The sequence below is a fragment of the Streptococcus sp. 151470009-6 genome, from assembly GCF_053628175.1.
The window spans coordinates 55,626-74,601 of the sequence record NZ_JBSEZF010000004.1 but is presented as its reverse complement, the minus strand read 5'-3'; the positions used below and the strand labels follow the sequence as shown (position 1 = coordinate 74,601).

Annotated in this window: 17 protein-coding genes and 1 riboswitch; of the genes, 3 read left to right on the top strand and 14 right to left on the bottom strand. The window is 42.6% G+C overall.

All coding sequences use genetic code 11. The annotated features are described in order from the left end of the window. Positions 1-42 precede the first annotated feature (42 nt). A riboswitch (glycine riboswitch) is annotated at positions 43-131 on the bottom strand. A 168-nt stretch (positions 132-299) separates the two neighbouring features. The 3 genes from ACUW6H_RS06475 to zapA form a co-directional block, all read right to left on the bottom strand. After that, the gene (locus tag ACUW6H_RS06475) at positions 300-2,636 is read right to left on the bottom strand and encodes an endonuclease MutS2 (RefSeq protein ID WP_454363095.1); all 2,337 of its coding nucleotides are present in this window, start codon (positions 2,634-2,636) and stop codon (positions 300-302) included. Positions 2,637-2,736: 100 nt separating this feature from the next. After that, positions 2,737-3,285 carry a CvpA family protein gene (locus ACUW6H_RS06470; RefSeq protein ID WP_000623538.1) on the bottom strand — a complete coding sequence of 183 codons (549 nt, stop codon included), beginning with the start codon at positions 3,283-3,285 and terminating at the stop codon, positions 2,737-2,739. Then, positions 3,282-3,584 carry a cell division protein ZapA gene (zapA, locus tag ACUW6H_RS06465; RefSeq protein ID WP_000002028.1) on the bottom strand — a complete coding sequence of 101 codons (303 nt, stop codon included), beginning with the start codon at positions 3,582-3,584 and terminating at the stop codon, positions 3,282-3,284. Before zapA ends, ACUW6H_RS06470 begins: the two co-directional genes overlap by 4 nt. Before the next feature lie 85 nt (positions 3,585-3,669). On the opposite strand from zapA, the gene rnhC reads away from it, so the two are divergent. The 3 genes from rnhC (at position 3,670) to recD2 (ending at position 7,665) form a co-directional block, all read left to right on the top strand. Further along, the gene (rnhC, locus tag ACUW6H_RS06460; RefSeq protein ID WP_454363092.1) at positions 3,670-4,551 is read left to right on the top strand and encodes a ribonuclease HIII; all 882 of its coding nucleotides are present in this window, start codon (positions 3,670-3,672) and stop codon (positions 4,549-4,551) included. A 3-nt stretch (positions 4,552-4,554) separates the two neighbouring features. Continuing rightward, a complete protein-coding gene (gene lepB, locus ACUW6H_RS06455) occupies positions 4,555-5,169 on the top strand; it encodes a signal peptidase I (RefSeq protein WP_042767925.1) in 615 nt (204 codons plus the stop codon). A 126-nt stretch (positions 5,170-5,295) separates the two neighbouring features. Beyond that, the gene (gene recD2, locus ACUW6H_RS06450) at positions 5,296-7,665 is read left to right on the top strand and encodes an SF1B family DNA helicase RecD2 (RefSeq protein WP_454363090.1); all 2,370 of its coding nucleotides are present in this window, start codon (positions 5,296-5,298) and stop codon (positions 7,663-7,665) included. Between the two features lie 47 nt (positions 7,666-7,712). On the opposite strand, the gene tig is transcribed toward recD2, so the two are convergent. The 11 genes from tig to mvk form a co-directional block, all read right to left on the bottom strand. Beyond that, positions 7,713-8,996, bottom strand: a complete 1,284-nt coding sequence (gene tig / locus ACUW6H_RS06445) for a trigger factor (RefSeq protein WP_454363088.1) — start codon at positions 8,994-8,996, stop codon at positions 7,713-7,715. A 92-nt stretch (positions 8,997-9,088) separates the two neighbouring features. Continuing rightward, complete coding sequence (locus tag ACUW6H_RS06440; RefSeq protein WP_096408243.1) at positions 9,089-9,745, bottom strand: DNA alkylation repair protein; 657 nt, start codon at positions 9,743-9,745, stop codon at positions 9,089-9,091. Beyond that, positions 9,746-10,378 (bottom strand): response regulator transcription factor, encoded by a 633-nt coding sequence (locus tag ACUW6H_RS06435; protein ID WP_096408245.1) that lies wholly within the window; start codon positions 10,376-10,378, stop codon positions 9,746-9,748. A 10-nt stretch (positions 10,379-10,388) separates the two neighbouring features. Next, on the bottom strand, positions 10,389-11,387 hold the full coding sequence (locus tag ACUW6H_RS06430) for a sensor histidine kinase (RefSeq protein WP_096408248.1): 999 nt from the start codon (positions 11,385-11,387) through the stop codon (positions 10,389-10,391). Continuing rightward, complete coding sequence (liaF, locus tag ACUW6H_RS06425) at positions 11,384-12,082, bottom strand: cell wall-active antibiotics response protein LiaF (RefSeq protein WP_000714482.1); 699 nt, start codon at positions 12,080-12,082, stop codon at positions 11,384-11,386. Before liaF ends, ACUW6H_RS06430 begins: the two co-directional genes overlap by 4 nt. 362 nt (positions 12,083-12,444) lie before the next feature. Next, entirely contained in the window at positions 12,445-14,445 is a 2,001-nt protein-coding gene (locus ACUW6H_RS06420) for an SEC10/PgrA surface exclusion domain-containing protein (protein WP_454363084.1), read from the bottom strand. A 134-nt stretch (positions 14,446-14,579) separates the two neighbouring features. Next, positions 14,580-15,104, bottom strand: coding sequence for a hypothetical protein (locus ACUW6H_RS06415; RefSeq protein WP_096408253.1), 525 nt, complete (start codon positions 15,102-15,104; stop codon positions 14,580-14,582). A gap of 38 nt (positions 15,105-15,142) precedes the next feature. Then, positions 15,143-16,144: a type 2 isopentenyl-diphosphate Delta-isomerase gene (gene fni, locus ACUW6H_RS06410; protein ID WP_096408257.1), complete on the bottom strand. Its 1,002-nt coding sequence runs from the start codon at positions 16,142-16,144 to the stop codon at positions 15,143-15,145. Next, the gene (locus ACUW6H_RS06405; protein WP_454363082.1) at positions 16,128-17,135 is read right to left on the bottom strand and encodes a phosphomevalonate kinase; all 1,008 of its coding nucleotides are present in this window, start codon (positions 17,133-17,135) and stop codon (positions 16,128-16,130) included. Before ACUW6H_RS06405 ends, fni begins: the two co-directional genes overlap by 17 nt. Continuing rightward, positions 17,122-18,075: a diphosphomevalonate decarboxylase gene (mvaD, locus tag ACUW6H_RS06400; RefSeq protein ID WP_454363080.1), complete on the bottom strand. Its 954-nt coding sequence runs from the start codon at positions 18,073-18,075 to the stop codon at positions 17,122-17,124. Before mvaD ends, ACUW6H_RS06405 begins: the two co-directional genes overlap by 14 nt. Beyond that, entirely contained in the window at positions 18,057-18,935 is an 879-nt protein-coding gene (gene mvk, locus ACUW6H_RS06395) for a mevalonate kinase (protein WP_454363078.1), read from the bottom strand. Before mvk ends, mvaD begins: the two co-directional genes overlap by 19 nt. Between the last annotated feature and the right edge of the window lie 41 nt (positions 18,936-18,976).

Below are 18,976 nucleotides of genomic sequence, written 5' to 3'. Positions count from 1 at the left end.
ACATGTACTCTGGAATGCTTAGATAAATGCCAAAAAGCGGTCTATCCTAGCTCTGTCCTTTTACCTGAGAGTTTGAGCAGTTACCTGCCTTGCCCCTTCGGTGCCTTTACGGTCTCTCCAGAGTTCCGTCCATTTACAGTCATGGAAAACAAACCTTTCTCCACTTCTATTAAACTTCATTCGGTGTTGGTATTTTATTTTTTATTATTCTACAAGAAAAGTTAGCCTTTGTCAATATATTCTATGAAAATTTTTGACCTTTCATTCCCTTTTTCAGAAAGAGCGAATCCTTCTTCTCTCTATCCTTTAAAGGTCACAATGGTTGCGCCACTGCCTCCAGCATTCTGTGGAGCATAGCCGAAAGTCTTAACATGTTTGTTTCTTTGTAGATATTTGGTGACTCCTTCACGGATGACACCTGTTCCGATACCATGGATGATGTCGACTTGCGCCATGTTATTGAGCAGGGCTTGGTCAATAAAGGCGTCCAGCTCATTCATGGCCTCTTCGTACCGTTTGCCACGAAGATCCAGTCTCGCTTGCGGACCACGATCAGAAGCACGTTTGACGACATTGACTTGTTTCTTCTTGACTGGGGCTTCTTGCTGGGCCTGAACAAGGTCAAATTCTTTCTCTTCCAAGGTCATCTTGATCAAACCGACTTGGGCTTCCCAACGGCCGTCCTTAAGCTGATTGGTCAAGGTTCCACGTTGTCCATAACTGAGGACCACAATATCATCCCCCACCTTCGGAGCTCGTTTTTTCTTGGCCTTTTGAAGGACCTTGTTTTTAGACAAGTCGACTTTTTCAGGGGCTAGTTTTTTCAGTTTAGACTTGGCTTCAATGATTTCGTGGGGTTTGAGTTGAGACTTACTGTGGAGGTTCTTGAGAATCTGGTCACTCTCATTTAGAGCGAGTTCCACAATTTCAGCAGCTTGTTCACGCGCCTTGTTGAGCTCAGTTTCCTTCTCGCGATTGAGTTCGTTGTAAAGTTTTTTGAGTGCTCGGTTCATCTTGAGGTTTTCTTGCTCCACCTCACGGATATTGTCCAAGCGTTTGCGACTTTCAAGCGTTTGCTCTTCCAATTGCTCAATGATACGGTTGACATCATTATCTTGATTGACCTGCTGACTGGCATCCCCGACGATGACATCTGACAGTCCTAGGCGTTTGGCGATTTCAAAGGCATTGCTTCGACCAGGAACTCCCTGCATAAAGCAATAGGTCGGACGCAGGCTGGCTGTATCAAACTCCATACTGGCATTTTGCACAAAGGCTGTCTCAATACCATAAGCCTTGAGTTCTGGATAGTGGGTCGTCGCCATAGTCTTGACCTGACGCAGACGAAGATCCTCCAGAATAGCCATAGCAAGTGCTGCTCCTTCCTGCGGATCGGTCCCAGCCCCGAGCTCATCTAGCAATAAGAGCGAGTGCTGATTGACCTTGCCAAGAATATCTACGATATTGGTCATGTGGCTGGAGAAGGTAGACAAACTCTGCTCAATAGACTGTTCATCGCCAATATCTGCAAAGACTTCTTCGAAAATACCAACACGGCTTCCTTTATCAGCTAAAATGGGCAAGCCTGACTGGGCCATGAGTTGAGTCAAGCCCAGGGTTTTGAGCATGATGGTCTTCCCACCAGTATTGGGACCTGTAATGACAATAGCCGTTAATTCCTTACCAAAGTGTACATCATTTGCGACAGCATTCTTGACCAAAGGATGGCGGACATGAAGGAGTTGAATCTCTTGGTTCTCTGAAAGTTGAGGAACAACTGCTTGTCTTTCTTGAATGAAACGCACCTTGGCACGAATCAAGTCTAAATGGCCGATAATCCATGCGTCATTAGCAATCTCTGCAGCATGAGGGCGGACCCGTTCTGAGAGTTCCTGTAGGATGCGAATCATCTCATAGCGTTCGTCTGCTCGCAGACTAGCGATTTCTTCGCTCAGCTTGACCACTTCACGGGGTTCGATATAGACGGTGTTTCCACTGGCAGAGATGTCATGGACAACACCCGCAATCTTGTTGCGATAGGTGTTCTTTACTGGTAAAACTTGACGGCCATTTCTGCTAGCGATAATACCTTCCGTCAACATCTGAGATTTTTGTTTAAGTAAGTCTTGCAAGACATCTCGAACTTGACTCTCGCTATCATGGATTTTCCGACGGATGCGTGCTAGCTCTTCACTGGCGAAATTTTCGATAAATCCTGCATCATTTAGAGCTTGGAGACTTCCTTGCAAGTGTGGAAACTCATGCAGTTTTTCAAACCATCTCGCCAACTGCTCCAAACGTACATTTTCAAGATTGGCATAAAAACCTTGCAACTCTCTGCTAGCCAGCAAGACCCGTTTGAGGAGCAGGAACTCCTCGATATTGAGGTCTGCTCCCATCTCCAGACGCTTACAAACCGCTGATATCTCACGCGTCGCTAGGATGGTAAAGTGAGGCTGCTCCACAAATAGGGCTTGCATTTCCTCCATCTCTGTAAAGGCTTGTTTGATCTTATCCACCTTAGCAGTTGGAGCCAAGCCTTTTAGCTCCTCTAAGCCTTGTTCTGTCAAGAGATGCGGTTCAAACAAGGCTTTGATTTTATTAAATTCTAAGGTTTCTAGTATTTTTGTATTCATATTTTTTCCTTGTATGCTTGTTTATAAGATTATAGCAACTAGAGGTTTTGACCTAGTCCCCCAATCTGTAAACAAAGGGCTAGGAAAAATCCCGCCCTTTTTATCCGATTAAATTTGTCACCCAGAGTTGTTTGATAAGGTTTGTCGTAAAAGGGACACTTTGGATGATGTGTTTGGCTACTATACTTTTTTCGAGTGAATTTTGAATGACTGCCAGAGGCACCGTTGCAAGGATGGTCAGAGCCATTTGCAAGACAAATAAGGTTACCAATAGAGACAAAAGGCCTGATCCGATACGCAACCATTTGACATCGAGCTTTTTAGTTGGAATCAAGTGCAGGAACAAACCGATAAAACGTCCGATACTATAACAAATTCCGAAAACTAAAAGATAGGCTAGACCCGCATAAAAGACCTTGTCTAGATGAAAAAGCTGGTCTGAAGGGAAGAAAAAGGTTCCCTGTCCTTCCTGAGGATTGGCATAAGGGACAAGCAAGTGGAAGTGGTCACCCAGTGATTTATAAAACTGTCCCGCAACAAAGGCTGAAATCACTGCCACGAGGAAATAATAAACTTGCAGGACCAAACCTCTACGGTAGCCGATGTAAAAGCCCCAAGCCAGAACCAATAAGAGTAGGATTGAAATCATAGGGAGTCCTCAATCTTGCTCTGTTCTTGTTTGACAGCAATCAACTTGTGGCGGAGTTCTAACAACTCTTGCTCCTTGTCATCAAATTCAATTTCACGATTGAGCTGTGTAGACAGACAGTTGACCGCCAAAAGAAGCGCAATGGTTTCATCATCCGCCCCAGGCATTTGTTCTTTAATCGCTTGGTATTTTTCAGTCGCAACCTTGGCAATTTCCTCCATAAAGAGGTTGTCATGCTCGGTTGTCAAGGTTAATGTCTTTTTCCCGAATGTAAACTTATATCGATTTAGATTTGCCATAAAATCACCTCACGATATTATACCAAATTTCGCTAACTTTGTCAGTTTTTACCAATTCTCCTGCTTTTGTGGTACAATAGAGACTATGGCAAGTATCACACTCACACCCAGTGAACAGGAAATTCAGAGCTTTTTAAGTCAGTATCAGAAGGCTCTCAGTCCTAGTAAAAATCCCTATATCCGCTATTTTTTGCGACTGCCTCAGACAACAGTTTCCGTCTATACCTCAGGAAAAGTTCTCCTCCAGGGCGAAATGGCGGAGCAATACGCTAGTTTCTTTGGTTATCAAGTTCAACAAGAAAACAGTGGACAAGATTTCCCTATGATTGGGACCGATGAGGTGGGAAATGGCTCCTACTTTGGTGGGCTAGCTGTCGTAGCCTCCTTTGTGACACCTGACCAGCATGACTTCTTGCGAGAACTCGGGGTAGGGGATTCCAAGACTCTGACAGACCAAAAGATTCGTCAGATTGCCCCTATTCTCAAGGAAAAAATCCAGCACCAAGCGCTCCTCCTTTCACCGAGAAAGTACAACGAAGTTATCGGAGAGCGTTACAATGCTGTTTCTGTAAAGGTTGCCCTTCACAATCAGGCTATCTTTCTCCTGCTTCAAAAAGGAATCCAGCCAGAAAAAATCGTGATTGATGCTTTTACAAGTCCAAAAAACTATGATAAGTACTTGGCGCAAGAAGCCAACCGTTTTCCAAACAAGGTTAGTTTGGAAGAAAAAGCCGAGGGCAAATACCTGGCTGTTGCGGTTAGCTCCATCATCGCGCGTGATCTCTTTCTTGAAAACTTGGAAAATCTGGGACGAGAACTGGGCTATCAACTGCCAAGTGGCGCTGGAACTGCATCTGATAAGGTTGCTAGTAAAATCCTTCAGGCCTATGGAATGAAAGGACTTCATTTCTGCGCCAAACTTCACTTTAAAAACACTGAAAAAGCCAAAGCACTTCTAGAAAGGTAAATTATGAATTCGTTTAAAACATTTCTAAAAGAATGGGGAGTTTTCTTCCTGATTATCGCACTGGTAGGTCTTAGTCGTATCTTTCTTTGGAGCAATGTCCGTGTAGAAGGACACTCTATGGACCCTACCCTAGCCGACGGAGAAGTTCTCTTCGTTGTTAAACACCTCCCAATTGACCGCTTCGACATCGTGGTTGCACATGAGGAAGAAGGAAATAAAGACATTGTCAAAAGGGTCATCGGTATGCCCGGAGATACCATCCGCTACGAAAATGACAAACTCTTTATCAACGATAAAGAAACGGATGAACCCTACCTAGCTGAATACCTCAACTTGTTCAAAACAGAAAAGTTGCAAAACACCTATACTGGCAAAGGATTTGAAGGCAATAAGGGAGTCTACTTTAGAGAACTTGCTCAAAAAGCACAAGCCTTTACGGTCGATGTCAATTCTAACACTAGCTTCAGCTTTACTGTCCCTCAAGGTGAGTACCTCCTCCTTGGTGACGATCGTCTAGTCTCTAGCGACAGCCGCCATGTTGGTACCTTCAAGGCCAGCGAAATCAAAGGCGAAGCAAAATTCCGTTTCTGGCCACTTAACCGTATCGGAACATTTTAAGATAAGGAAGAGGCCGAGAATGCTAAGTCTCAGTCTCTTTTTCTATTGTGAGAAAAAATTTTTAGTCATCTAGCTTTTTCAAAATTGCTAAGAGCCAACTCTCACGAACTTATGTAAAGGAAACCTATGGAAGTTTATTTTTCAGGCACCATTGAACGCATTATTTTTGAAAATGTCAGTAATTTCTATCGCATCCTCCTCTTAGATATCGAAGATACCAATGCGGAGGACTTTGACGATTTTGAAATCATCGTTACAGGAACCATGGCTGACGTGATTGAGGGCGAAGACTATACTTTTTGGGGGCAAATCGTTCAGCACTCCAAGTATGGGGAACAGCTACAAATCAGTCGTTATGAGAGAGCAAAACCCACTAGTAAGGGCTTGGTCAAATATTTCTCTAGCAGCCATTTTAAGGGAATCGGTCTCAAGACTGCCCAGAAAATTGTTGATACCTATGGTGAAAACACTATCGACGAAATTCTGGAGCATCCTGAAAAGCTAGAAGGCATCTCAGGACTCTCTGCCAAAAACCGTGAGGCTTTTGTTTCCACCCTCCGTCTCAACTATGGGACAGAGATGGTTTTGGCCAAGCTTGCCAACTACGGAATCCCTAATAAATTAGCTATTCAAATTCAGGATACCTACAAAGAGGAAACTATCGATATCGTTGAAAATTATCCCTACCAGTTGGTTGAGGATATCAAGGGTTTGGGCTTTACCATTGCTGACCAACTAGCAGCCGAACTAGGTATCGAAAGCCAAGCTCCCGAGCGCTTCCGCGCTGGCCTTGTCCACAGTCTCTTTCAAGGCTGTATGGATACGGGTGATACCTATATGGAAGCCCGTGATTTGCTGGAGCAGACCCTGACTCTCCTCGAGTCTTCTCGTCCTGTGGAACTGAACCCCAGCCAAGTCGCTCAGGAACTCTCCCATCTCATCGAAGAAGACAAGGTTCAGCAGATTGATACCAAAATCTTTGATAATAGCCTCTTTTTCGCCGAAGAAGGAATTCGCAGTCACTTGGTTCGTATCCTTGAAAAAGGAAAGCAGAAAAGTCAGTATTTGGAAACCATTCAAAAGCATATCGCTAGCGTCGAGAAAGAACTGGGTATCCAATACGATAGTATCCAAAAGCAGGCTATCTGCGACGCCATCCAGAACAAGGTCTTTATCCTAACAGGCGGACCTGGTACTGGTAAGACGACTGTTATCAATGGGATTATCGCTGTTTATGCCCTTTTAGAAGGGCTTGATCTCAAGAAAAAAAGCAATCTGCCTATCCTTCTTGCTGCTCCAACTGGTCGAGCCGCTCGGCGCATGAATGAATTGACAGGTTTGCCTAGCGCGACTATACACCGTCATTTGGGAATGACGGGAGACGATGATACCAGCCATCTAGAAGATTATCTAGATGCCGACTTTATCATTGTAGATGAGTTTTCCATGGTGGATACTTGGTTAGCCAACCAGCTCTTCTCCAACATTTCTTCTAACAGTAAAATTCTCATCGTAGGTGATAGCGACCAGCTACCGTCTGTTAGTCCCGGACAAGTCCTGGCTGACCTGCTCCAGATACCCCTGATTCCTCAGACTCGCTTAGAACGGATTTACCGTCAGAGCGAGGAATCAACCATCGTTACCTTGGCTAGTCAAATTCGACAAGGCATCTTGCCAGCCGACTTTACCCAGAAAAAGGCAGACCGTTCCTACTTTGAAATCGCTAGTGGCCATATCCCAGCTACCATTGAGAAAATCCTCGGTGCTGCCCTCAGAAGTGGCATTCCGGCTCGCGATATTCAGGTGCTAGCGCCTATGTATCGAGGAACTGCTGGTATTGACGCCATCAACCAACTTATGCAAGACCTGCTCAATCCTCAGCAAAAGGGGCAAGTTAGCTTTGAAGCAACTCAGTGTCACTATCGAACAGGGGACAAGGTCATTCACCTAGTCAACGATGCCGAAGTCAATGTCTTTAATGGAGACCTAGGCTACATCACAGATCTGATTCCTGGAAAATACACCGAGTCCAAACAAGATGAGATTGTCATAGATTTTGATGGCAATGAGGTCATCTACCCACGTAACGAATGGTACAAGATTCGACTAGCCTATGCCATGAGTATCCATAAGTCTCAAGGAAGTGAGTTTCCTGTTGTCATCCTGCCCATCACCAGTGCTAGCAAGCGCATGCTGGAGCGGAATCTCATCTACACAGCTATCACACGGGCCAAGAGCAAGCTCATCCTTCTTGGCGAGTTACAGGCCTTTGACTATGCAGTCAAGCATATCGGGACTGCTCGCAAGACCTATCTGATTGAACGCTTCAGTGATCTAATTGAAAATAATATTGAAGAAAGTAAACAAGCCTTCTCTGAAACTGCCACAGCAAGTGACTCTGAACAATCCTACATCCTCACCGAAGAAAACTGGTCTAGTATCCCAGCCATGATTGGAATTACAGATGCAGACTTAAAAGAGATTTTTGGAAAATAGTGCAACAGAAAACCCACCTAGTCAGGTGGGCTTTTTATCTTTTAAGATTATTTTACTGTTGCTGTGCTTGTAATCAATTCAACAGCTTTTTTAATAGTGATATCGTGTTTCAACATGTCAGCTGAAAGCAAGTTTTGAACTTGTGCCACTTCCATGTTGTAGTCTGCTGCCAATTGCTCGATTTCTTTTTGGATTTCTTCTTCTGAAGCGTCAAATCCTTCAGCTTTGGCAACTGCTTCGATAACAAGGTTGGTCTTCGTACGTGACTCAGCTTCTGCTTCGTATTGTTTGTGAAGATCTTCTTGAGTAGTTCCAGTGATTTGGAAGTACATGTCAGGATTGATCCCTTGGCGTTGCAAGTTTCCAAGGAATTCATTTACTGAACGGTGAACTTCTTCGTGGATCATTTCTTCTGGAAGTTCTACGATTTCAGCATTTTCTACCGCTTTATCGATTGCTGCACCTTCTACTGCATCTTTGTATGCTTCTTCTTTTGCAGCAGTCAATTCTTTGCGGTATTTTTCTTTCAATTCGTCAAGAGTTTCCACTTCTTCGTCGATGTCTTTTGCAAGTTCATCGTCAAGAGCTGGAACTTCTTTAGCTTTAACTTCGTGGATAGTTGTTACGAATTTAGCTTCTTTACCTGCAAGGTCTTCTGCTTGGTAATCTTCTGGGAATGTTACGATAACATCAACAGTTTCACCAGCTGAATGACCTACCAATTGGTCTTCAAATCCAGGAATGAATTGACCTGAACCAAGTCCAAGTGAGAAGTTTTCACCTTTTCCGCCGTCGAACTCAACACCGTCGATAGAACCAACAAAGTCAATGACAACAGTGTCACCATTTTCAGCAGCAGCTTCCTTGATAACCAATTCAGCCAAGTTGTTGCGTTCGCGTTCGATACGCTCTTCAACGTCAGCGTCTGTTACTTCTTTTTCTACATCTACTGATACTTCAAGGTTTTTGTAGTCACCCAATTTAACTTCAGGTTTTGTCACGACTTCAGCTGTGATAACCCAGTCTTGACCTTTTTCCATTGAAGTTACGTCAATTTTTGGTTGTGCAACGACTTCAAGACCAGCTTCTTTTACTGCAGCTTCATAAGCGTTTGGCAAAAGAGCGTTCATAACGTCTTGGTAAAGTGACTCTTCACCAAATTTTTGGTCGAAGATAGGACGTGGAAGGTGACCTTTACGGAAACCTGGAACGTTAAGAGATTTCTTTACTGAGTTGAAGACACGGTCCAATTCTGGTTTGATTTGGTCTTGAGAGATAGTGAAAGTCAAGACACCACGGTTTGTTTCTTTGTTTTCAAATGATACAGACATTCTGTCATTTCTCCTTAAAATTTTTTAAATACAGTCTATTATAGCATAAACCACGGTTAATTTTCAAGTAATGAATGCGCTTTTCAATGATGCTAAAGGTACTTGCTTGCTTCCCTGATACTGAGTTCAGCCATTCTTTCCCTGTTTTTTTCGATGAAGCTTGCTACCCATTCCGGATTGGTTTTAGAGTAGTCTCTTAGAGCCCAGCCGATGGCTTTGTTGATAAAAAATTCTGTCTGGTCCAGATTGTTGAGCAGGATTTTTTCCATCAGTTGGACATTTGTTTTCTCTTTCCTTAACAACTGGTGGTTAATAGCGACTCGTCTCAGCCAGATATTATCTGATAAACTCCATTGGAGGATGATTTCTCCCAGTTCTGGCTTGTCATATACCAAACTTCCTACTACTCGGTCTAGAATATCTACCGTATCCCACCATGACTTGGTCACAACCAGGCGCTCAAGCTTAGGCAAATCGTCCTTCGTTAGATAAGACTGCATGGCTTTCAAATAGTTGGCAGCCACATATTGGTATTCTCTAGGCTCCTTTTCCCAGCAAGTGTCTACAAAATCCCAATCGATAATCTTTGTTTTTTTCGCTTCTGGAAAATACTTTTTATAGAGTGAATTTCTTTCAGGACCTGCAATGCCTAGAAAGGGAAATTGATGGCGCATATAGGCTTCCATTGGGCCTGCTTTCTCAGGGTCTTTTCCCGCTTCTAGCTCCACAAGTAAATCTGTAAGATTCATCTAAAAATCCTCCTGCCCTACCAAGTGGTGCTGAAAGGCATAGACTGCAGCCTGAGTGCGATCGCTGACCTCAAGCTTGGCTAGGATGTTGGATACATGGGTCTTCACCGTCTTTAGGGAGATAAAGAGTTCATCTGCAATGCGCTGATTTTCGTAGCCCTTGGCGATGAGTTGGAGCACATCTCGCTCACGCGCAGTCAGATCCTCATGAAGCTCTATATGATTGCGGTGGTATTCGACCTTTTTGCTGACCTCTTGTTCAATAGCAAGCTCTCCAGAAGCAACCTTTCGAACAGCGTGGAGCAGTTCGTCTGCACTTGAAGTCTTGAGCATATAGCCTTTAGCACCCGCGTTCAAGACCGGCATGATTTTTTCATTGTCTAGGTAAGAGGTCACAATCAAAATCTTGGCTTCAGGCCATTCTTTGAGGATGGCCAAGGTAGCATCAATCCCATTCATCTCAGGCATGACAATATCCATGACAATGACATCTGGACGCAATTTCAAGGCCAAGTCAATGCCTTGAGACCCATTGGCAGCCTCGCCCACAACTTCCACATCGTCTTGGAGATCAAAATAGCTTTTCAAGCCCAATCGAACCATTTCATGGTCATCTACCAGTAAAATTTTCATCTCTACTCCTTTATGATTCCTTGTCTAGCAGGGGAATACGGATATCGACCGCTAGTCCTTGCTTTGGAGCTGTCAAGAGTTGAACCGTTCCTGCCATATCTTCGACCCGCTCCTTAATATTTCGCAGTCCATAACTCAAGTCGTCTAAACTCCCCAACTGGAAACCAATCCCATTATCCACCACCTTCAGCTGCAATTCAACATCTGTCTGATAGAGATAGACATCTAGGCAAGATGCCTGGGCATGGCGGAGGGTATTGCTAATCAACTCCTGCAAAATACGGAAGATATGTTCTTCGATTTTCTTAGGCAATTTAGACACATTCTGCTTGAAACTGACCTTGAGATCGCTCTTGTCCTCAAGCTCTTTTAAGAGGATTTGAATCCCCTCAACCAAACTCTTCTCTTCCAACTCAACTGGTCGCAAATGTAGGAGCAAGACCCGTAGATCTTTCTGAGCAGTCTCTAGGATGGCCGCAACACTTTGCAACTGGGTCTGCATCTTTTCTCTATCCAGCTTCAAAGCCTGCTGGCTGACACCTGATAAAATCATATGGGCTGCAAACAACTCCTGACTAACTGTATCGTGCAAGTCACGTGCAATCCGCTTCCGTTCTTTCTCGATAAGTGCTTCTTCCTTGACCAGGCTTTGATTTTCAGCCTTTTGAACAGCTTCTGTCAAGAGATTGAGCTTGCCAGATAAGGACTTGAAACTGGCATCCAAGTCTGGATCTGCAAAAGAAACCACCTCTTTTCCTGCTAGCAGTCGCTTGAGATTGATCTGCATTTTTCTGCGAGAAATTTCTTCCATCACGCGCCAAAAGAGGACAAAAAAGAAGGACATGGAAAGGCTAAAGACCAAGACTAAGAAGATTAACTTTTCTGTTTTCTCGATATCCTGTAGCAAATAGGACCAGTCTAGTTCAAAAATATCAAGCAGACTATTGGTTAAAAAGAGGATAAAAAGGAGAGAAGTCAGTCCGATTAATAGATAGGATTGCTTTTTCATCCTCTGACCACCTCCACATCTCCAATCATACTGGTTAGGAAAATTTTGACGCTCTTGTTACTCTTGAGGTAGTCTCTGGTTTCCTGATGATAGTGTTCATTGCGAAGGGATCTCTTAGGTTGATGAAGGAAGGTAAGATCTCCATAAAGACAGTTAACACTAAGACTAATTTCCACATCTACAGGTACGATAATCCTAGTCGTTCCGACCATTTTTCTAAGGATAATGACATTGTCATGATTGGTTAGGATAACTCTTTCTAAATGAATGGTGTCCTTACCCATGAGACGAAAGAGATTGATATCATCAAACTGGCAGGTCTGGTGACTAGAAAAATGATGAAGATTGCCAAACCAGGGATTGCGTTCATTTTTTACTGTCACCACCTCTTCAAAAACCAGGTCAGTCTCCTCTTTTTCTTGGTTCATCATTGGGTAAAGAAGAAAGAGACTGTAGATCACCGCTACAAAGATGGCTAAAATCACAAAGGGATTAAGCATGACGATGAAAAAGAAAAGAATAGTCGCCACAAGGAGGAATACGTTGTTGCCTTCTTTACCTGTATAATAACGGAGCAATAGTAAAAAGAGGAATAGAATCAGCAGAAAACGCGAAAAATGCTCTGATACCATCAAAATCAGAGCTCCCGTCAACAGACAGGCTTCAATAAATAAAAAGATTTGAAATTTTTTCATAGCTGCATCCTCTCCCTTCTATTTTATCACAATTCAAAAAAGTCACCTCGGTCTGAGGATGGAAAAAGGAGATAGGACAGAAATCGCTCGTACAAACTAGGTTCTTTCAGACCACTACAGTTTTATCTTAGTTGAAATAAGTTATAATATATAAGTGAGTATCAGATATACCAAGACATCGTCAACATCTAAGATATATTCAAAATACAAAAGTTGACCAAAGGTTGACCAACTAGATTTCTGGATATCCTTTATATTCATTCTCAAAAATGGTTTAAATAGCGTATCTTTTAAACTAGTTTTGAGAAGCCAAAAAATCTTCCTACATATGTAAGAAGATTTTTTAGCATGGTAAAAAGTGCTTATTTTACCCATTCACCATTATAATTTACCTTATAACCTTCTGGTGTAGTTGTATTGACTGCTAAAGCGCCTGAACGGTATGCATAATACCATTTTCCTGAGACTGTGAACCATCCAGTTTGCATTGCTCCTGAACCATTCAAATAGTACCATGAATTGCCTGATTTTGCCCATCCAGTTTGCATAGCGCCTGAACCACTGAGATAATACCATGAACTACCTGATTTCATCCATCCAGTCTGCATAGATCCTGAACCACTGAGATAATACCATGAATTACCTGATTTCATCCATCCAGTCTGCATTTCTCCTGAATTATTAAGATAGTACCATGAACCACTTGATTTCAACCAACCTGTCTGCATCCAACCTGAGCGATCAAAATGATACCATTTTCCGTTAATTTGTTCCCATCCATTAGTTGTATATGAACCATTGTTATGTTTGTACCACCAACGACCAGAAGATTGAATCCAACTACCTTTAGAGACTTCTTTATTGTTTGATTCAGTTTGTAAAAGTTTCTTGTACTGTTCTTTCAGTTTTGAAAGTTTTTCTTTTTCTGTAGCTAATTTCGAAACACTTTTTTTAAGTTTTTCTTTAGCTGAAGTTACATTATTTTTTGCTTTAGCTTCACGGTTCTTAGCGTTTTCAAGTGCAATGTTTGCCAAACGTAGGTTGTTTTCAGCAACTTGAGCTTGAAGTGGTGTAGCCATTGCGTCTGCAAGGACTTTTTCAGCTTCAGTTTTCAAGCTAAGTGCACTTGCATAATCAGTTGAAGCTTTGGTCAAAGCTTTCTTAGCATTTTCTGATGCAGTAGTTGCTTGTTCAACATTTGATTTAGCTGTTGCGACAGCTTTTTCGAGGGATGTGATGTCTTTTTCGTCTTTGATGACGTTTCCGCCAGCTAAGTCAAGAGTTGAGATGATGTGTAAACGTCCGTCAACGTTAGCTGTTGCAATTCCGACTGTGTTGTTAACAAAGTTGTTATATGAATGTCCCCATTTTGATGGTGCGTCTGCAAATGTTTGTCCCATGATTGCGTCGTACACTCTTTGTTTGAGTTCGTACATAGTCATAGATTTTGTTTCATTTGCAAGTGAAATGTTTTCACCATGGTAAGCACCATTGAGGTGACCAGCTTTTTCTGCTGAGATTCCACGCGCTACATATTTTTTAGCTTGTTCACGTGCAATTCGAAGATCAGAGTCTGTAACAGTAACTTCATTCAATCCAAATTGTTTATGGATTGCAGTTAACACTTTTGCAGCATATAGGCTGACTTCTTTTTGTTGCTCTTCAGTCAAGTTATCCAATTCAACAGTTTTTTTCTTATCAGCTTCACTGATTTTTGTTGAAGAGTTTTCAATAACAGTTGCGCCAGAGTCAGTCATGAAATCTGAGTCGCCTTCGGCTTTATCTTTCTTGAACTGAGTCAAGTCTGCGATTGTTACTGTATCAACACCAGTATTTGCCAATTTATCTTGAGCAGATTTTAGTTCAGCTTGAGCTGATTGCAATTTGCTTTCAACTGTTTCAGCATGTTGGTTAGCGCCTGCCAATTTTTCTTTAGCCAATTTGACAGCATCATTTTTAGTATTAACATTGGTTTGAGCTGATTTAATAGCTTGTTCACGGTTGGCATCTGCTTTAGAAGCATTTTTCAAGATTTGTTTATTTTTTGCTTCTGTATCTTTAACTGTTTGAGTGGCTTTCACTACAGCTTCTTGAGCATCTTTAACAGATTTTTCTTTTAAAGCCAGTTCAGACTGATTGTTTTTAACTTCTGTCTCTGTTTTTTTAGTAACAGCTTCTTGAGCATCAAGCTGTGGTTTTAAATCAGATGATTTCTTTGCTTCATTTTGTAAAACCCGATACGCAGGTTCATTTACTGCAGTAGTTTTTACTCTTGTTTCTTGTGCCAAAGCTGTTGTCCCGATAGATGCAATCGCTAACGCAACACCAGTTGTTAAAACTTGAAGATTCTTTTTCTTTGACATCCTATCCTCCAATTATACACCTTTAAAAAGGCTTCTTCCTTTAACTATATCAAAATACCTGAATGATGTAAAGGTTTACATATTATATGCATAAATTAAATTTTAACTAGATAACAATCGCTAAGAAAAAAATCTTAGCGGTTTGTTTTTATACCAAAATTATCCTCTAAATTGCTTAGAAAATCATTTCTCCAAAAAGAGTCACTTATATTCTTGTAAAATTCGACTAAATACCGTTTAAACGAAATTTCAATTATAACTCTATTTTTATTTTGTTCTTCAATCTTTTCTTTATACTTCTTAATCTGATACTTTTCAAATTCATATATTTTATTGGCAAGAGAAGAAATCACGTTCTTATTTGCTTGCTCCATATAAAATTCCTTAAACTTATTGAAGGATTTTTCAAGATTAAAAGGTGGTATAAATTCTTGATTCTTTAACTTATTATAAAATTCTTCTACTTCTTCTAATCTACTATTGTAACCATCCAATGACAATTCTGGTGCTACAGACTGTAATATTTCTGTCCGTCCCCTAACATCCTCTAATAATTCACCTACTTTTTCAGCTTGTTCAATGTATAATTTCTGATTTTCAAACCAATCTTCTTTTAATCTTTGTTCAAATTCTTCTAATAAAGTATTTATAGTTGGCAAAAGGCTACAAAAAGGGCGGGATTCTTGTCCCGGCCTCTTTAGATCTGATCCTTTGCTTCTTTGAGTTTACCATAAAGAATATAGTCTACGTTTTGCAGATCCGCTATGGTGGCACAGTTAAGGGAACACATGATCAAGCGTAAATCTGCTTTCCAACCTTGGATGATGCTAATCACTTCCTCGACCGAGTAGGTTTCAACCAAGTCCAGAACGGTTCGTGATAATCCCACAGCCTTGGCACCAAAGACCAGGCACTTAATCATATCAAGTGGGTTCCGAACGCCTCCGCTGACCAAGAGTTCGACCTTGTCTTTCCAGCCTTGGGCATTGAGAAGGGCTTGCATGGTGGATTGTCCCCATTGATTGAGGTAATCACGCTGACCACTGCGACGGTTTTCGATATAGGCAAAACTGGTACCACCACGACCTGACAGGTCAACGGTTCGAACACCCAGTTCATAGGCTCTCTCTATGGTCTTGGCATCCATGCCAAAGCCCACTTCCTTGAGAATAATAGGAACAGGTATTTGCTTGCTATAGTCTGCCAGATGCGAATACCAGCTTCTGAACTTCCTTTCTCCCTCAGGCATGAGCAATTCCTGCATGACATTGACATGCACTTGCAAGAGGAGAGGATTCATCGCTTGCACAGTCTGAAGTCCTAACTCGACAGGCTTGTCCAAGCCAATATTGGTCCCAAGGAGGAGCTTCGGATGGCTAGACTTGACAGAAAATGAGTCATCTGTTGGATCCTTGAGGGCTGCGCTATAAGAGCCCGTCACAAACAAAATCCCACAGGCTTCTGCCACCTGAGCCAGCTTTTGATTGATTTCTCTCCCCTTATCGCTCCCACCTGTCATGGCATTGATATAAAAAGGAAAGTCCCATTTTCGACCAGCAAATTCTGTAGACAAATCAATCTCATCCAGATCGTAAAGAGGCAGGGAAGAATGAATCAACTCCACCTCATCAAAGCTATTATAGGAACTTTTCTGCTCAAGGGCATAGCGGATGTGCTCGTCCTTACGATTTGTCGTCATGTCCTATCCTTTCTTGGTATAAAAGCTCAATCCCCAGATTGGCCCAACGATTTTTTAGGGTTTCGGTCGATTGCACATCAAAACTCAAGGCAATCCCACAGTCACCACCACCAGCTCCACTGCTCTTGGCAACGGCTTGCAAATCTTGACTGGCTTCTTTCAGCTGTCTGAGCGAAGGAGTGTAAATATCTGGGCTCAAACCTTCTAAAAGCTGGCTGGCTGTTTCCACCTGCTCGATGATTTTTTCTGCATTCCCCTGCTCCAAGGCTTCTACCAAAGCAGATACCGTTGCTTTTGAGGAAGTTAAAAAATTCGGATTGATATTTTGTTTGATTTGTTGGACCATGTCACTTGATACGGCCACTTCCTTGGTCCATCCCACTAGAAAATCACATTCTAGAGCTGGTTGCACTTGTGAGATAGAAAAGCCCCAATCACGCTCTAAAACTGTCGCCAAGTTTTCTTCTTCCAACCAAGCAGCTATCTTCTGGCGATCAAAAGACTGGTAGAGAACCAAATCTTCTGCCACAATACAGGCAAGGTCTCCCATGGAACCATTGTCACCTCGCTTGAGCAAGACCGCGCTAGCCAGCTTGAACAAGAGATCTTGATCAATTGAAAGATGATACAGAGCCAGCAGAGCCTTGACAACCAAGACAACGACACTACCACTAGAGCCTAGACCAAACTTTTTCCCTTCTCGTTCCATTTTCCCACGGATTTCCAAGGAAAAAGGACGCAAAGTCTGACCACAATCAGCAAGGAAATCATTCATCAAAGCAATTGTTTCTTGAATCAAACTGTAGGCAGGATTTGGCGTCAAGTCCACTGCGAAATCAAACATATCAGAATAGATACGATAGCTATCAGAAAAGGCAATCTCTCCTTTCATATAGATAGGTATCGCCTTTATCAAGGCCAACTGTCCTGGCTCTAAAATAGCATACTCACCCGCCCAATAGAGTTTTCCGCAAGTTTTAACAGCAATCATCTTGGCTCAAATCCTTTGTTTTTGACACAATCAAGCGATAACGTTGACCGAAAATTTCTGATAAATGCTCCAAGTCTTTCTCCTGACAGAGGACCTTGACATTGGGACCCGCATCCATGGTAAAGTAGCAGGATTCCCCTTGCTCACGAAGCTGGCGGACAAAGTCCATGGCCTCATAAGTCGCATCCGTCAGATAAGAAAAGGCTGGTGATGCTGTTTTTGTCGTAGCGTGCATAGCGAGGGCATTTTTCTCCGTTAATTCCCCAACTTTGGTAAAGTCATTTTCCTTGAGATAAAGCAGCATCTCCTGATAGTCCTTTTCAGACTGACGCACCCAGTCATCAAAAGTCGTCGAAGTTTCCACACAAAGTTTCATCCCATCACGGCTAGAGATTGGTTTTTTCTTGTCTTCTAGCACCAACATAATCATAGCTAGTTTCAAGTCTGTCTCTACAGGGTAGATTTCCCCACTATCCTTATCCCAGGCACCGAGTGGCCCATAAAAACTACGAGAGGAAGAACCCGAAGCAAACTTAGCCTCCTGTGCCAACTGACTTCTATCCAATCCAAGCTGGAAATAAGCATTGCATGCCTTGACCAAGGCGGACAAACCACTGGAACTGGATGATAAGCCAGCCGCAGTCGGCATGTTGTTTTGGGTATCGATACGAACAAAGCCCTCACCTGCTGGACGATAGCGGTCGATGATTTTGCTCATCTTGGCATGCTCCGTCTCATTTTGGAGCTGACCATTGATATAAAAGGCATCAGCTGTCGCATGGGCTGGCAGAGGTGACAAGGTCGTCTCTGTGTACATATTTTCCAAAGTCAAAGAGATACTGCTAGTAGCAGGAACCATCTCTTTTTCTTTTTTCTTTCCCCAGTATTTGATAATGGCAATATTTGCGTAGGAACGTACTGTTACAGGCTTTCGATCCATGTCTGAACAGCTCCTTTCTCTTCTAATCGTTTTGCTAGTTCTTGTGCTTGATCCAGATTGGCTACCAAGGCAATAATACAACCTCCTAGGCCACCACCGCTCATCTTGGCACCCAGAGCACCGTCGCTCAGAGCCGTTTCAACGAGGGAATCTGCCTCAGGGCTACTGACACCAATTTCTTTTAGATGTAAATGTGCCTGACTGAATATTTGTCCCAGTTTTTCAGCATCTTTTTGTCTAATCGCATCTTCTGCCTGCTGGGTCAATTCTCCCAAGGCATGCAAAAACGGTAGGGCATCCCTCCCCTTGCTTTGAACCACTTGGATGGCTTCACGAGTGTGACCATACACGCCCGTATCAGCAATGACCAAATAGGCAGATAGGTTCATCTCAAGTTCTGTAAAACCAACATTCTTGATAAAGCGAATGGGTTGGTCACTGAGGCAGGTCTTGGCATCCAACCCGCTTGGATTCATATGGGCAATCATCTCAGCCCGATTGACCAAGATTTCTAGTATATCATGAGGCAGATCGGCTTGATAGTAGTCAAAAACAGCTCGAATGGCCGCTATACTGATAGCTGCTGACGAACCCATCCCTCGTTTTTCAGGAATAGCCGAATCAATCACACAGCGAATGCAGGCATCCTTGATATTTAGATGTTCAAGTGAAGCATACACCGCCATAGACAAGGTATCCTCCTCATAAAGACGCCATGGACTTTCAGCTGGGATCACCTTACAAGTCACCTCCACCTCTAAGAGAGGCAGGGAAATGGCTGGATAACCGTAAACGACCGCATGCTCTCCTATTAAAATAATCTTACTATGTGCCTGACCGACACCAACTTTTTTTGTCATTTTTTCCTTTTGCTAGACGAAAAGACCGTCTTATTTTTCAT

What these genes read in the sequence shown, in the direction of transcription:
- ACUW6H_RS06435 (WP_096408245.1), bottom strand. Translation starts at nt 10,378, where the DNA reads ATGAAAATTTTACTGGTAGATGACCATGAAATGGTTCGATTGGGCTTG.
- ACUW6H_RS06420 (WP_454363084.1), bottom strand. Translation starts at nt 14,445, where the DNA reads ATGTCAAAGAAAAAGAATCTTCAAGTTTTAACAACTGGTGTTGCGTTA.
- ACUW6H_RS06405 (WP_454363082.1), bottom strand. Translation starts at nt 17,135, where the DNA reads ATGATTGCTGTTAAAACTTGCGGAAAACTCTATTGGGCGGGTGAGTAT.
- lepB (WP_042767925.1), top strand. Translation starts at nt 4,555, where the DNA reads ATGAATTCGTTTAAAACATTTCTAAAAGAATGGGGAGTTTTCTTCCTG.
- mvaD (WP_454363080.1), bottom strand. Translation starts at nt 18,075, where the DNA reads ATGGATCGAAAGCCTGTAACAGTACGTTCCTACGCAAATATTGCCATT.
- recD2 (WP_454363090.1), top strand. Translation starts at nt 5,296, where the DNA reads ATGGAAGTTTATTTTTCAGGCACCATTGAACGCATTATTTTTGAAAAT.
- zapA (WP_000002028.1), bottom strand. Translation starts at nt 3,584, where the DNA reads ATGGCAAATCTAAATCGATATAAGTTTACATTCGGGAAAAAGACATTA.
- tig (WP_454363088.1), bottom strand. Translation starts at nt 8,996, where the DNA reads ATGTCTGTATCATTTGAAAACAAAGAAACAAACCGTGGTGTCTTGACT.
- rnhC (WP_454363092.1), top strand. Translation starts at nt 3,670, where the DNA reads ATGGCAAGTATCACACTCACACCCAGTGAACAGGAAATTCAGAGCTTT.
- ACUW6H_RS06470 (WP_000623538.1), bottom strand. Translation starts at nt 3,285, where the DNA reads ATGATTTCAATCCTACTCTTATTGGTTCTGGCTTGGGGCTTTTACATC.
- ACUW6H_RS06475 (WP_454363095.1), bottom strand. Translation starts at nt 2,636, where the DNA reads ATGAATACAAAAATACTAGAAACCTTAGAATTTAATAAAATCAAAGCC.
- ACUW6H_RS06430 (WP_096408248.1), bottom strand. Translation starts at nt 11,387, where the DNA reads ATGAAAAAGCAATCCTATCTATTAATCGGACTGACTTCTCTCCTTTTT.
- ACUW6H_RS06440 (WP_096408243.1), bottom strand. Translation starts at nt 9,745, where the DNA reads ATGAATCTTACAGATTTACTTGTGGAGCTAGAAGCGGGAAAAGACCCT.
- fni (WP_096408257.1), bottom strand. Translation starts at nt 16,144, where the DNA reads ATGACGACAAATCGTAAGGACGAGCACATCCGCTATGCCCTTGAGCAG.
- liaF (WP_000714482.1), bottom strand. Translation starts at nt 12,082, where the DNA reads ATGAAAAAATTTCAAATCTTTTTATTTATTGAAGCCTGTCTGTTGACG.
- mvk (WP_454363078.1), bottom strand. Translation starts at nt 18,935, where the DNA reads ATGACAAAAAAAGTTGGTGTCGGTCAGGCACATAGTAAGATTATTTTA.